Origin of the sequence: Streptomyces sp. WELS2 (assembly GCF_013870595.1) — a bacterium.
Lineage (GTDB): Bacteria > Actinomycetota > Actinomycetes > Streptomycetales > Streptomycetaceae > Streptomyces.
This window is the reverse complement of sequence record NZ_JACBWZ010000125.1, coordinates 1-12,093: the sequence shown is the minus strand read 5'-3', so window position 1 is coordinate 12,093 and position 12,093 is coordinate 1. Positions and strand designations below refer to the sequence as shown.

Here is a 12,093-nt window from a genome sequence, read left to right as displayed (position 1 = left end):
GCCCGCCCGGCCTGCTCCGGCTACTCGCCCCGGAAGGCGTCTTACCCGGGGCGACCCCGGCGCACGGTTTCGGAACGGCCTGTCAAGAAGGCCGGGGTCCCGCGGCGCGGCGGAGCCGATTGGCGATCGCGAGTCCCAGTCCGTCCTCCGCCGGCAGGGACGCCACGATGAGGTCGCACCCCCGCTGGTCGAGCTCGCGCAGGAGTCCGTACAGTCCGCGCGCGTACGCGGCCATCGAATCGGGGACGGTCTCCACGACGTGTGCCTTCACCGGGGCGCCGGCGAGCGAGGCGGGCAGCAGGACGCCCACCCGATGTCCCAGCTCCTGGGCCTGCTCCGCTTCGGCGACGACCTTCTCCGGCTCGACGAGGACGACCCGCGCACGCGGCGCGTAGTGGGACGGGTGCTGGCCCGGGACCCGGACGTGGCTGGTGGCGGGGACGGCGACCGGGCGTCCGAGCACCGCTTCGAGGTCCTCGCGGGTCACCCCGCCGGGCCGCAGGATGCTCGGGATCTCGCCCGTGGCGTCGACGATGGTCGACTCGACGCCGACCTCGCAGGCGCCGCCGTCCAGCACGAAGTCGATCGCGTCACCGAGCTCCGCGCGGACGTGGCTCGCCGTGGTGGGGCTGACCGAGCCGAAGCGGTTGGCGGACGGAGCCGTGACACCGCCGCCGAAGGCCTCCAGCAGCGCGAGTGCCACGGGGTGGTCGGGCACTCGCACGGCCACCGTCTCCAGGCCACCGGTCGCCTCCAGAGGCACCCGCCGGCCACGCCGCAGCACCAGCGTGAGGGGCCCCGGCCAGAAGTGCTCGGCGAGCAGGCGTGCCGTCGCGGGCACCTCTTCGACCCACTCGTCCAGCTGCTCCGCGCCACCGATGTGGACGATCAGCGGGTGGGTGGGCGGACGCCCCTTGACCTGGAAGATGCGCGAGACGGCGGCGGGGTCCTCGGCATTGGCGCCCAGACCGTAGACGGTCTCGGTCGGGAGGGCCACCAGACCCCCGGCGCGCAGCACCTCGGCCGCCTTATCGATGTCACTGGTTGTTGCCTTCACGCCGGCAATTCTCTCACCGCTCCGGCCGGCCCCGGCCGACGGCACCACGCGACCCCGTGGTGGCATGTCCTGGTCATGCCGGGGCCTGTCGCTCCGCCGGGGCGGCCTCCGTGCGGAGTGAGCGCTCAGAAGGGCTTGGTCGGCAGGTACTTGCCGTCCAGGGTGATGACCGCGCGCTCGCCGCCCTCGGGGTCGGCGACCTTCCTCACGTCGAGTTTGAAGTTGATCGCGGAGATGATGCCGTCGCCGAACTGCTCGTGGACGAGTGCCTTCAGGGTGGTGCCGTAGACCTGGAGCATCTCGTAGAAGCGGTAGATCGTCGGATCGGTCGGGATGCCGCCGGGGATGGAGCCGCGGGTGGGAATGGTCTGCAGGAGCAGCACCGCTTCCTCGTCCAGGTCCAGCAGCTCGGCGACGGCCCGGGCCGGCTCTTCCGGCAGGGCGTGCTGGCCGAGGACGGCGGCGGTGGTGAAGGCCACCGACAGACCCGAGGCGTCGGCGATCCGCTCCCAGGTCAGGTTCTTGCGCGTCTTGGCCTCGACCGCCTTCACGGCGAGGGCCTGGCGGGCGGCGGGGTCGAACTGGGCGTGCACCATGGGAATCACGTTCCTTACGGGGTTTGTCGCGGGGAGTTTCCCGAGAGCGGGTGGGTCAGGACGCCAGGACGGTCGGGTGACCGGTGGGGGTGAGGACGTCGACCCGGCCGGTGGGGATGTCGTAGGCCCAGCCGTGCAGGGTGAGCGTCCGCTCCGCCAGGGCGCGGGCGACCGAGGGGTGGGTGGCCAGGTTGGCCAGTTGCGCCGCCACGTTGTGCCGTACCAGCGCGTCGACACCGTCGGCGCGGGCGGCCCGGGCCCGGGAGGCGTCGGCATGCCGTAGCCAGCCGGCGATCGCCCGGGTGCCGGACAGGTCGTGGCGCTCGGCGAGGGCGGTCATCGCGCCGCACGCCGAATGGCCGCACACCACGACGTCCCGCACACCGAGGACCGCGACGGCGTACTCGACGCTCGCCGCGACCCCGTCCGGGCAGGGACCGTGGGCGGGCACGAGGTTGCCGGCGGTGCGGACGACGAACAGCTCGCCCGGCTCACTGCCGGTGATCAGCTCCGGGACGACACGGGCGTCCGAACAGCCGATGAACAGGGTGTGCGGTGTGTGCTGACCGGCCAAGCGGGCGAAGAGGCCCTCCTTGGCCGGGAAGACGTCCCGCTGGAACCGCGCGACGCCCTCGGCGAGATCATGCACGGGGTCACTTCCCTTCACGTCGGGTGACTCCCTCGAACGGGATCGCCGCCCTCACCGGGCCGGCGTGCCTCCACCCTGCCCGGTCGGTGCCTATAGCGTCCAAGACTTGCTGGACCTGGCTCCTATAGGTCGCATCTATAGTTCCGGGTATGGCCCTGGAACTGCGTCATCTGCGCTATCTGCTCGCCGTGGCGGAGAACGGCACCTTCACCCGTGCCGCCGAGGAGCTGCACATCTCCCAGCCCACGCTCTCCCAACAGATCAAGCAGCTCGAACGGATGCTGGGGGCGCAGCTGCTGGACCGCACCGGCCGCACCGTGCGCCTCACCGACGCCGGCGAGGCGTACGTCCACCACGCCCGCCACGCCCTGCGCGACCTCGCCGCCGCCGAGCGCGCCGTGCACGACGTGCGGGACCTCACCCGTGGCCATCTGCGCCTCGCCGTCACCCCCACCTTCACCGCCTACCTCACCGGCCCGCTCGCCGCCGAGCTCCACAGCCGCCACCCCGGCCTCACCCTGACCCTGCGGGAGATGACCCAGGACCGCATCGAGGCCGGCCTGCTGGCCGACGAGATCGACCTCGGCATCGCCTTCACCGGCGCCCACCTGCCCGGCATCACCGCCACCGAACTGTTCACCGAGGCCCTCACCCTGGTCACCAGCGCCCGCCATCCCGCCTCCGCCCACGGCGCACTGCCCGTGGCGGACCTCGCCTGGATGCAACTGGCCCTGCTCACCGGCGACTTCGCCACCCGCACCCACATCGACGACTACTTCGCCCGGCACGGCATCAGCCCCCGCACGGCGGTGGAGGCCAACTCCATCCAGGCCCTCACCGCGATCGTCCGGCGCACCACACTGGCCACCGTCCTGCCCGACGCCATCGCCCACGACCACCCCCACCTCGCCCTCGTCCCCCTCGACCCGCCCCTGCCGGTGCGCACCGTCGCGCTCCTCACCCGCACCGACGCCTACCAGAGCGCCGCCGCACGCGCCTTCACCGACCTCACCCACGACCTCGTCCGCACACGCGGGTGACGTCCGTGGCCGGCACAACGGTGGGGGCGGGGGCCCTTTCCAGGATGGTGCCGTTTCATGCGCCGGCCGACGGATTCCCTTCTTTCGTGTGCACGCGCCCCGCTTTTCGCGCCGGGGCGACGGGGGCGCGCCGATAGTGGTCGGGCCGCGGGGCCGGGATCCACCGGCGTCCGCCGGGCGCATCTTCAGGGATCCGGACAGCCCTTCGGCCATCCCTCGAACCGCTCCTCCGTCGTAAGGGGACACACCATGCCCACCACCGAGGCCAACGACCGCGTCCAGCTCGTCTTCTCCCTGTTCGACGCCGACGGCAACGGCGTCCTGGAAGCGGACGACTTCGAGCTGATGGGCACGCGGGTCATCGCGGCGGTGCCCGAGGCCGGCGACGGCGCGAAGAGCCGGCTGCTCGACGCCTTCCGCCACTACTGGCAGACACTCGTCCGGGAGCTGGACACCGACGGCGACGGGCGCGTCAGCCCGGAGGAGTTCACCGCGATCGTCCTCGACCCGGAGCGGTTCGACGCCACGGTCGACGAGTTCGCGGACGCCCTCGCCACCATCGGCGACCCCGACGGTGACGGCTTCGTCGAGCGCCCGCACTTCACCGCCCTGATGACGGCCATCGGATTCCAACGCCCCAACACCGACGCCCTGTTCGACGCCTTCCAGCCCGTCGACGGCGAGCGTGTCCCCGTGACCACCTGGGCCGACGGGATCAGGGACTACTACCGTCCCGAGAAGGCCGGCATCCCCGGCGACCACCTCACCGCGGGCACCGTCCGATGAACCTCCCCCGGGTCCCCGCGCCCGCGGGGGAATCGGGCACGGTGCGGCCCGTTGTCGGACTGGCGGTGGGCCGGGGCACCGGACCCGAGGTCGCGGACGTCTTCGAGCGGGTGCTCGGCGCGTTGACCGCCGGGCATCCGCACGGCGTGGCGATCGAGCGCTCCCCCCGCCTCTACCACTCGTACGTGTCGCTGCGCGCCGAACCGGACGTGGCCCGGATCCAGGCGCTGACCGCCGAGGACGCGGACCACTACGAGCGGTTCTGCCGCACCCTGGCCGCGCGGGGCACCCGGGCGGTCTTCCGCACCGCCGTCAACGCCCAGTCGCTCTACCTCGTCCGGCAGCGGCTGCGCTCCGTGAAGGTCGACCTCCTCACCGGCGCGGGTCGCTCGCTGCTGCTGGTGCGGGACCAGGCCCAGGGGTTCTACACCGGGGACAACCGGCACACCGAAGGCGAGGTCACCCGCACCATGACCTTCAGCCGGGAGATCACCGAGGCCGTGGTCACGTACGCCCTGCACCGGGCCAGGCGCGAGTGGCCGGACGGACCGCCCGACCGCATCGTCATGGCCTACAAGTTCCACCTGCTGGACGGCGCCCTGGACGCCTGGGTGGCCGAACTCGCGGACCGGCTCGGCATACGCGTCGACCTGTTCCAGCCGGACACGGTCAACCGCAACCTCATCACCCACGGCCTGCCCGACCGCACGCTGATCGTCGCCGGGAACGAGTGGGCCGACATCATGCACGTCATGCTGCTCGACCGGTTCGGCTCCGACCGGCAGGAGAGCCGCTGCACCGAGAACGTCTGCCTCGATCCCGGGCTGTCCGGCCTGGTCGAGTACCAGACGGTCCACGGGTCCGCCGACGACCTCGCCGGCCGGGATCTCGTCAACCCGGTGGCGACGATCCGCGCCGCGGCACTCGTCGCGGAACGCCACGCCGGCTGCCGGGGAGCGGTACGGGCCACCGAGCAGGCCCTGCGCGCCCTGGACGAGCGGGGCGTGCACACCCCGGACCTCGGTGGGCGGCACTCCACCAGCGGCGTGGTCGACGCCCTGCTCGCCCTGCTCGACGCCTCCCGGACCGGTGGTGGCCCGAAGGACAACGCCCTGGTCGGCGGGTCATGACCGGCCCGGAACCGGACAGGACGGCCCTGGTCGTCGTGGACCTGCAGAACGACTTCTGCGCCGGTCCGGCGACCCTGGCCCGCTTCGGGGAGGACACGGCCGTGCTGGAACGCGCCGTCGCCGGCTGTGTCCGGGCGGTGGCCCGGGCACGGGAGCACGGTGTCGAGGTGCTCTTCGTACGCTTCGTCGGCGACCCCGAACACCAGGGGCCAAGCTGGCGGTTGCGGGACCGTACGCTCGGCAAGCGGCCCAAGTGCCTGGAGGGGTCGTGGGGCGCGCGGTTCCACGCCGTCGTCCCGGCGCCGGACGAGCGGGTGTTCACCAAACGCGCCTGCTTCGACGCCTTCCTGTCCGACGGTTTCGAGGAGTACCTCGGCGCGCGGGGCGTGCGCCATGTGGTCCTCGCCGGGCTGTACGCGGACGTGTGCGTGGACACCACGGCCCGCACCGCGTTCCAGAAGGGCTTCCACGTGACCGTGCTGACGGACTGCACGGCCGCGCTGCACCTGCCGTACGACGCCGTGCTGAGGTTCATGCGGCTCGTCTACGGCGCCCGGACCACCACCGCCGACGATCCCCGGGCCTGGACGGCACCGGTGGACCGAGCCGAGGAGAAGACGTGCGCACGGCCGACGGACTGAACCCCGCCGTCGCGGCGGGCGTGGGCCGCACGGCCCTGCTGGTGGCCGCGGCCCGGGCCATCGAGACCCATCGCCCCGACGCGCTGGCCCGGGATCCGTTCGCGGAGCACTTCGTGCGCGCGGCACCGGCCTCGGCCGGCTGGCCGGTGCGTCCGGAACAGGTGCCCGCCGGTGAGGGCGACCCGCTGTGGGGCCGGCTCGGGCGGTACTTCGGTCTGCGCACCCGTGTCCTGGACGACCACCTGCTCCACGCGGCACGCCGGGGCGTCCGGCAGGTGGTCCTGCTCGGGGCGGGCCTGGACTGCCGGGCGTTCCGGCTCGACTGGCCGCCGGGCTGTGTGATCCACGAGGTGGACACGGCCGGGATGCTGACGTTCAAGCAAGCGGTACTCGACCGGATCGGCGCCGCCCCCACGGCCGGGCGCCGGGTCCTTCCGGCCGATCTCCGGCTCGACTGGGCCGACGCCCTCGTGGAGGCGGGCTTCGATACCGCCGTGCCCACGGCGTGGCTCGCCGAGGGGCTGCTGCTCTACCTCCCGGCGGCGGCCGAACGCCGCCTTGTGGCCACGATCGACCGGCTGAGCACCGTGGGCAGTTCGCTGGCGTACGAGGTCAAGCCGGGCGTCGAGGGGCCGCGGGTACGGGCCAGTCCGGTCTATGCCGCTGCCCGGCAGCGGACCGGGATCGACCTGCTCGCCCTGTTCGACGGCGGGCCACGTCCCGACACGGCGGGCGAACTCGCCGCGCGGGGCTGGACGGTGGTCACCCGCACGCCGTACGACTTCACCGCCGTGCACGGCCGTGGCCCCCGCCCGGAGCCGAACGACGCCTTGGCCGCCAACCGTTGGTGCTTCGCCACCCGCCCCCGCCGTTCGTCCGGCCCGGGCTCCTGAGCGGAAGGACTCGGCAACCGGCGGTCGCGCGGCCGGAATCGGCTTGCCGCCGGAATTTCGGCCGCCCTAGGGTGAGGGCACTCCGATGAGAGGCTCCCCCGGAAGTAGGCCGCAGAACGGGAGCGTCCCACCGCCTTGAGGTGCCGGAGGGGCGGCAGCAGTATTCGTCGACCCTTCCCTCCTTTCGGAGGCTCCCTCATGAACGTCGGTATCGGCCTGCCCATCGGCGACCCTGCCACGACCGAGGTGCTCCTCGCCCCGCTGCGGGATACGGCCCTCCTGGCCAAGCAGGCCGCCACGCTGGACCGGATGACCGGCGGCCGCCTGGTCCTCGGCCTGGGCATCGGTGGCCGGGATGACGACCATCAGGTCACGGGCATCGACCCGGCTCACCTCGTGCGTGGCGGCGTTGGAGGAGGCGAGGGTGACCGTGCCCCGGCCGTCCTGGAGGGTGCCTTCCCAGTGGGAACCGGCGGTACGGACGACTGCCATGGTGAACCTTTCGCTATGACCGGGGTACGGCCGCGGGTACGCGGCGCTGCGCCGGTGCGGGCCCGCTGAAAGCCGCGGTCACCCGGCCGGGCGACCGACCGGTGTGCCGCCACGCTGCTCACTTCCGGCCGCTGCGCCGACGCCTCCACCGCGCCCTCGCCGTCAGTGGTCGTCCTTCGCCCGGGCGGCCTTCCTGCGCCGTGGGGCCATGGCCTTGCGGATCTCCTCGGTGGCCGCCCGGAACGCGGGCGCGGCGTGCTCGAAGTAGTCGAAGAGCAGCCTGCGCTGCTCCGGGGTGTAGCGGGACAGGACCTCGGCGATGTGACGGCGGGCGGGGGCCACGACCTCCTCGATACCGGCCAGCGCGTCCGGGACCGGCTCCACGATGACGCGCCTGCGGTCCGAGGGGTCCGCGGTGCGGCGGGCGTATCCGGCCCGTTCGAGGCGGTCGATCAGGCGCGTGGTGGCACCGGTGGTGAGTCCCGTCCTCGTGGCGAGTTCGCCCGAGGTGAGACCGCCCTCGAGAGCGATCAGGCTGAGTGCGTACCACTCCGACGTGTGCATCCCGGCGGCTTCCGCGCCGGCCAGGCCCTGGAGACCCACCGCGTCCAAGTACTGACGGAAGATCACTTGCTCGTCCCCGCCGCCCGAAGGGGTTGCCATCGCCGGAGGTCCTCTCTACATTAATCTGCACACATGCAGATACTGTTCACGATCAAAGTCTGCCTCAGTGTAGCCAAACAGGGAGTCCTCCACCATGCGGGCAAGCACCCGAGACATCGCCGCGGTCACCTCCGTGCTGGAAGAACTCGTCACCGCGTGGGAGCGGCACGACGCCGACGCATACGGCGAGCTGTTCACCGAAGACGCCACCTATGTCACCTATGTCGGCACCCTCTACCAGGGGCGCCAGGACATCGTGGACAGTCACCGCACGCTGTTCACCACCTTCCTCAAGGGCACCCGGCTCGCGGACGAGGTCCTCGCCGTGCGGTTCCACGGCCCGGACGTCGCGGTGGTGAACGGGCGCGGGGACACCTTCAAGGGCGATCGGCCAGGAAAGCTCACCAAGATCCAGACCTACACCCTGGTCCGGCAGGAGGACGGCAGATGGCGCATCGCGGCCTTCCACAACACCAAGCGCAGGCCGCTGATGGAGTCGGTCTCCCACCGGCTGGCACCCGGCCTCGTCCCGGCCGCCGGAAGGTGAGCCCGGGGTGGCTTCCCGCCCGCCCGGAGCCCCCGGTCGCGGTGCCGCGCACGCCGGCACGTCCCGGATCTCAGGTGTTCCCGGGACGGCGCACCCGCGGCCAGTTGCGGGGATCGGCGCCGTGCTGGTGCACGAAGGCGTAGGCGAGCCGCTCCAGGCCCACGGCGACGCAGCCGGTGAAGCCCGGATACCCGCTCGCCGTGGTGATGCCGAAGGCCTTGGCCAGGTGGGTGCCGTGGACATTCACCGAGGCGGCCGCGACCGTACGTCCCTCCGCGACCGGCAGCCGCAGCTCGTACTTGAGCTCCATCAGACGCTGGGACCAGACCTGGCGGGCGGTGTCGGGGGTGGCGAAGAACGGGTCGTTGGCGGATTCGATGTGCCCTGCCAGACCCCAGTCCGTGACGACGGCCCGCAACGCGGTCAGGTAAGCCTCGCGAGCGGCCAGCACCCTGTCCTGTTCACCGAGGAGAACGGTCTCGCGCATCGTGAAGTCCCAGAGGCGTTCCAGGGAATGACAGTAGCGGGACTCGTGGCGGAAGCAGCGGGCGCGGGCGGTCACCACGGTCAGGGGTGCGGTCATCGCGCGGTCGCTGTGGCGGGCGTAGGTGTGGTAGCAGACCGCGGGCGGGACCGCGAGTCCCGCGTGCGTGGTGTGCGCGTCGACCACGCCTGAGGACGGTGTCCCGCGGCCGATCGCGCGGGTGAACGCGCGGTAGCCGTCGAGGTGGGCGTGGACCCGTGAGGTCAGCAGGACGTGCTGGGGGAACGAACCCAGATAGCCGGCGCGGGCCAGGGTGGCGGTGGGAATCAGCTGGGGGTAATCGTGTTCCTCGGCGCCGAACCGGTCCCGGGCCAGGTCCAGCAGCGCCTGGTCGAGGTCTCGCATGAGGCCCAGCAACGGTTCCGCGACCGTGACCTGTCCGGGCGCGCTCTCGTGCACGGCACCGCTGTCCAGCAGATCCCGGTAGACGTGCGGGCGGCGAGCGGGACGGTGCGGGGAGCGCCACAGGAGCCGGGGCGTGACCACCCGCTGGGGCAGGACGTCGGACCGGACGAGGTCCCCGACCCTGCGGTTCAACTCCGCGGCGGCGACCGGGAGATCGGTGGTGATCACCACTTCGGCGACATCGGTGCCCTCGTCGGGCAGGGTGAACCCGGTGATGCGCTCGTCGGCGTGGTAGAGCCGGCTCGCCAGCTCCCCGGCGAGAGCGGCGGGCACCGGAGTGGTCAGTGGCACCGTGTACGTGGGCATTCGCAATCCCCTCGGAGCGGCCGGTCGGTCGCGCGTCACAGCAGTCGGACGGTGGGGTCGAGCAGGGTGAGGGCACCGGTGGCGGGCCACATGCGGTCGTTGGAGTGGTTCAGCGGCGCCGAGGACAGGTCCCGGTGCAGGCGGGCGACCTCGGGACGGTTCGCGTAACCGGTCATGCCCGTGGCGCGCAGCAGTGCCTCGGCGATGCGCGCCGCGGTCTCCGACACCGCCAGTTTCAGCGAGTTGAGCCGTATCTGGGCGAGCGGCGTGCTCAAGGACTCGCCGTGCCGCCGCGCGTCTTCGGCGAACTCGACCACCCGGTTCAGGTAGGTGCTCGCGAGGTCGAGGTCCACGCGTATCCGGGCGAGCCGCTCGCGTGCCACCTCCCCCGGTGGCGTTCCGGCCCCGCGCAGGTCGCCGAGGAGGGCGGCGAACCCCGCGTGCGCGGCACCCAGCCAGCACGCCGCCCAGCCGATGTGCGCGGTGGGCACCATGCTCTCCCGGGCGATGTCGCCGAACCCGCCGGGGTCCCCGACGATGTGGTGGGCGGGCACCGCGCCGGACAGCAGCAGGCCCCGGCTCTCGGTGCCCCGCATGCCCAGCGGGTCCCATCCGCCGACCGTGGAGAGGCGCAGGTCGGCACGGTCGGCGTAGACCAGGGACACCGATCCGGGTGCGGCGTCGGGAGCCGACCGGAGGGTGATCAGGAATCCGTCGGCGTGCCGGCCGCCGGTGACGACCGGGGCCTGCCGGCCGGTGAAACGGACCACGCCGTCGTGGGTGGTCAGCGGGGTCAGCGCGGTGAACAGGCCGGAGCCGCGTCCGGTCTCGGTGGTGACCGAGGCCAGGTAGAGCCGTCCGGACGTGAGGCGTGGCAGCAGGTGCGCGCGCAGACCGGGTCCGGCGAAACGCAGCAGTGCCTCGGTCTGGGAGATGTGCATGGCCCACACCAGTGCCGTGGACAGGCAGGAGCCGGCCAGCGTCCGGGCGGTGGCGGCGACATCGGACAGGTCTCCGCCGAGCCCGCCGTGCCCGGTGGGGACGAGCAGGGCGAGGAGCCCGCTTTCCCGGAGCACGGACAGGTTCTCCTCGGGCAGCACGGCGTCACGGTCGGCGCGGTCCGCGTTGGCCCGCAGGATCCGCGCGATCTCGTCGAGGGCGGGCAGGGCGGTGCTCGTCGTCATCGGGCCCCTCCCCCGCGCACCTTCTCCAGCACCGCCCACAGGGCGCCGGGCGTGGCGAAGTTGGCGTACTGGAGCAGTTCGTCCGGCATGACGATTCCGTAGGCGGTCTCGATGCGCATGATGAGCGCGACGACCTCGACTGAGTCCAGACCGTGGGCGGACAGGTCGGTGTCGGTGTCCAGGGGGATGCCGGCGGGCAGCCGGGAGGCCGCGCCGCGCACCAGCGCCTCGAACTCCTCGTCCCAGCCCGTCATGCCGGGCGGAGGGTCTCGTCGCGCACGACGGTCATGCGCTCCGCCGAGTCGATGGGATGGTGCGGGGTGCTGAACGACAGGACGCGCAGCCGCTCCCCGCCGTCGGGGCCGCGCAGTCCGTGCGGGTAGACGGCGGGCACGAAGATGGACTGGCCGCGTCGCAGCCGGTAGTCCACACCGTCGATGTGGAGGGCCCCGGTGCCCTCGAGGACGTAGAGCAGGTGGTCACCCTCGTGCACGTGCAGGGGGAACGAACTGCCCGACCGGAGTTCCAGCAGGTCCAGTCCCATGCTGGGACCGAACGCGCTGATCGCGGCGGCACCGGAGGCCCCGGTGATACCGCGCACCGGTACGCCGATGTCGTCGATCACCTGCTTCTGCTCGGCGGCGGACAGGTCTATCAGGTGCTGGGCGAGGTCGAAGAGGTCTGCCATGGTCATCCTCCGATGGGGGACGCCGCCGCGGCGGCGAGGTGAAAGACACGGTCGGTGAGTGTGTGCAGCAGGTCGTGGGCGAAGGCCCGGGTGGCGATCCCGTCCTGCCAGAGCAGGTGCAGGAGCGCGCGGTCGTGGTAGCGGTAGACCTTGAGGACGAACGGCCTGCCCCGCCGCCGGTCGCGGTCGGGGTGGACGGTCCCGTCGGGCGGTGCCGTGAGCGGTGCGGGCAGCAGCGGTGGCGGTGCGGTGGGGGTCAGACGTTCCTGGTAGTTGAACCAGGCGGCGGTGGTGACCGGGTCGGGGTGGGCGGGCAGCAGTTCCTCCCGCAGCTGTTCCACGCGCAGCCGGTCGGCGTTGGCGGTCACCGCGCCGCGCAGCAGCCGGCTCACCGGGAGACGTCCTGCTCGTCGCCGGCCTCGGCATCGGCCTGCGCACCCAGGTCGCGGGAGTGGTGGACGGCCTGCGCGGA

General features: G+C 72.4%; 15 protein-coding genes and 1 pseudogene. 7 read left to right on the top strand and 9 right to left on the bottom strand.

All coding sequences use genetic code 11. The annotated features are described in order from the left end of the window. Positions 1-82 precede the first annotated feature (82 nt). The 3 genes from H5J33_RS10920 to H5J33_RS10910 form a co-directional block, all read right to left on the bottom strand. The gene (locus tag H5J33_RS10920) at positions 83-1,057 is read right to left on the bottom strand and encodes an L-threonylcarbamoyladenylate synthase (protein ID WP_309485375.1); all 975 of its coding nucleotides are present in this window, start codon (positions 1,055-1,057) and stop codon (positions 83-85) included. 125 nt (positions 1,058-1,182) lie between these two features. Continuing rightward, positions 1,183-1,653, bottom strand: coding sequence for a cyanase (cynS, locus tag H5J33_RS10915; protein WP_181794697.1), 471 nt, complete (start codon positions 1,651-1,653; stop codon positions 1,183-1,185). A gap of 55 nt (positions 1,654-1,708) precedes the next feature. Next, positions 1,709-2,302, bottom strand: coding sequence for a carbonic anhydrase (locus tag H5J33_RS10910; protein WP_181794696.1), 594 nt, complete (start codon positions 2,300-2,302; stop codon positions 1,709-1,711). Between the two features lie 149 nt (positions 2,303-2,451). Here H5J33_RS10910 and cynR point away from each other — a divergent pair, with 149 nt between their 5' ends. From cynR to H5J33_RS10880, 6 genes and pseudogenes are all read left to right on the top strand, one after another. Next, positions 2,452-3,342, top strand: a complete 891-nt coding sequence (cynR, locus tag H5J33_RS10905; protein ID WP_181794695.1) for a transcriptional regulator CynR — start codon at positions 2,452-2,454, stop codon at positions 3,340-3,342. 249 nt (positions 3,343-3,591) lie between these two features. After that, positions 3,592-4,128 carry an EF-hand domain-containing protein gene (locus H5J33_RS10900; RefSeq protein ID WP_181794694.1) on the top strand — a complete coding sequence of 179 codons (537 nt, stop codon included), beginning with the start codon at positions 3,592-3,594 and terminating at the stop codon, positions 4,126-4,128. A gap of 41 nt (positions 4,129-4,169) precedes the next feature. After that, on the top strand, positions 4,170-5,258 hold the full coding sequence (locus H5J33_RS10895; protein ID WP_181794693.1) for an isocitrate/isopropylmalate family dehydrogenase: 1,089 nt from the start codon (positions 4,170-4,172) through the stop codon (positions 5,256-5,258). Next, entirely contained in the window at positions 5,255-5,899 is a 645-nt protein-coding gene (locus H5J33_RS10890; RefSeq protein WP_181794692.1) for a cysteine hydrolase family protein, read from the top strand. Before H5J33_RS10895 ends, H5J33_RS10890 begins: the two co-directional genes overlap by 4 nt. Continuing rightward, on the top strand, positions 5,878-6,792 hold the full coding sequence (locus tag H5J33_RS10885) for a class I SAM-dependent methyltransferase (RefSeq protein ID WP_181794691.1): 915 nt from the start codon (positions 5,878-5,880) through the stop codon (positions 6,790-6,792). Before H5J33_RS10890 ends, H5J33_RS10885 begins: the two co-directional genes overlap by 22 nt. 198 nt (positions 6,793-6,990) lie before the next feature. After that, positions 6,991-7,176, top strand: a pseudogene (locus H5J33_RS10880) (LLM class flavin-dependent oxidoreductase); the annotation flags it as partial. 270 nt (positions 7,177-7,446) lie between these two features. Here the strand turns inward: H5J33_RS10880 and H5J33_RS10875 are convergent. Next, entirely contained in the window at positions 7,447-7,947 is a 501-nt protein-coding gene (locus tag H5J33_RS10875; protein ID WP_181794690.1) for a MarR family winged helix-turn-helix transcriptional regulator, read from the bottom strand. A gap of 94 nt (positions 7,948-8,041) precedes the next feature. On the opposite strand from H5J33_RS10875, the gene H5J33_RS10870 reads away from it, so the two are divergent. Further along, positions 8,042-8,494 carry an SgcJ/EcaC family oxidoreductase gene (locus H5J33_RS10870; protein WP_181794689.1) on the top strand — a complete coding sequence of 151 codons (453 nt, stop codon included), beginning with the start codon at positions 8,042-8,044 and terminating at the stop codon, positions 8,492-8,494. Positions 8,495-8,564: 70 nt separating this feature from the next. Here the strand turns inward: H5J33_RS10870 and H5J33_RS10865 are convergent, their stop codons facing one another. From H5J33_RS10865 to H5J33_RS10845, 5 genes are read right to left on the bottom strand one after another with little or no spacing between them, the layout of a single operon-like run. Beyond that, positions 8,565-9,749: a hypothetical protein gene (locus H5J33_RS10865; protein WP_181794688.1), complete on the bottom strand. Its 1,185-nt coding sequence runs from the start codon at positions 9,747-9,749 to the stop codon at positions 8,565-8,567. 35 nt (positions 9,750-9,784) lie between these two features. Then, complete coding sequence (locus tag H5J33_RS10860) at positions 9,785-10,933, bottom strand: acyl-CoA dehydrogenase family protein (protein ID WP_181794687.1); 1,149 nt, start codon at positions 10,931-10,933, stop codon at positions 9,785-9,787. Further along, positions 10,930-11,187 (bottom strand): acyl carrier protein, encoded by a 258-nt coding sequence (locus H5J33_RS10855; protein WP_181794686.1) that lies wholly within the window; start codon positions 11,185-11,187, stop codon positions 10,930-10,932. The genes H5J33_RS10860 and H5J33_RS10855 overlap by 4 nt, the downstream gene beginning before the upstream one ends. Continuing rightward, positions 11,184-11,621: a cupin domain-containing protein gene (locus tag H5J33_RS10850; protein WP_181794685.1), complete on the bottom strand. Its 438-nt coding sequence runs from the start codon at positions 11,619-11,621 to the stop codon at positions 11,184-11,186. Before H5J33_RS10850 ends, H5J33_RS10855 begins: the two co-directional genes overlap by 4 nt. A gap of 2 nt (positions 11,622-11,623) precedes the next feature. Beyond that, positions 11,624-12,013 (bottom strand): hypothetical protein, encoded by a 390-nt coding sequence (locus H5J33_RS10845; protein WP_181794684.1) that lies wholly within the window; start codon positions 12,011-12,013, stop codon positions 11,624-11,626. Positions 12,014-12,093 lie beyond the last annotated feature (80 nt).

Excerpts from the sequence above, each read along its gene's own strand:
- cynS (WP_181794697.1), bottom strand. The coding sequence starts at position 1,653 with ATGGTGCACGCCCAGTTCGACCCCGCCGCCCGCCAGGCCCTCGCCGTG.
- cynR (WP_181794695.1), top strand. The coding sequence starts at position 2,452 with ATGGCCCTGGAACTGCGTCATCTGCGCTATCTGCTCGCCGTGGCGGAG.
- H5J33_RS10900 (WP_181794694.1), top strand. The coding sequence starts at position 3,592 with ATGCCCACCACCGAGGCCAACGACCGCGTCCAGCTCGTCTTCTCCCTG.
- H5J33_RS10890 (WP_181794692.1), top strand. The coding sequence starts at position 5,255 with ATGACCGGCCCGGAACCGGACAGGACGGCCCTGGTCGTCGTGGACCTG.
- H5J33_RS10875 (WP_181794690.1), bottom strand. The coding sequence starts at position 7,947 with ATGGCAACCCCTTCGGGCGGCGGGGACGAGCAAGTGATCTTCCGTCAG.
- H5J33_RS10870 (WP_181794689.1), top strand. The coding sequence starts at position 8,042 with ATGCGGGCAAGCACCCGAGACATCGCCGCGGTCACCTCCGTGCTGGAA.
- H5J33_RS10865 (WP_181794688.1), bottom strand. The coding sequence starts at position 9,749 with ATGCCCACGTACACGGTGCCACTGACCACTCCGGTGCCCGCCGCTCTC.
- H5J33_RS10860 (WP_181794687.1), bottom strand. The coding sequence starts at position 10,933 with ATGACGACGAGCACCGCCCTGCCCGCCCTCGACGAGATCGCGCGGATC.
- H5J33_RS10855 (WP_181794686.1), bottom strand. The coding sequence starts at position 11,187 with ATGACGGGCTGGGACGAGGAGTTCGAGGCGCTGGTGCGCGGCGCGGCC.
- H5J33_RS10850 (WP_181794685.1), bottom strand. The coding sequence starts at position 11,621 with ATGGCAGACCTCTTCGACCTCGCCCAGCACCTGATAGACCTGTCCGCC.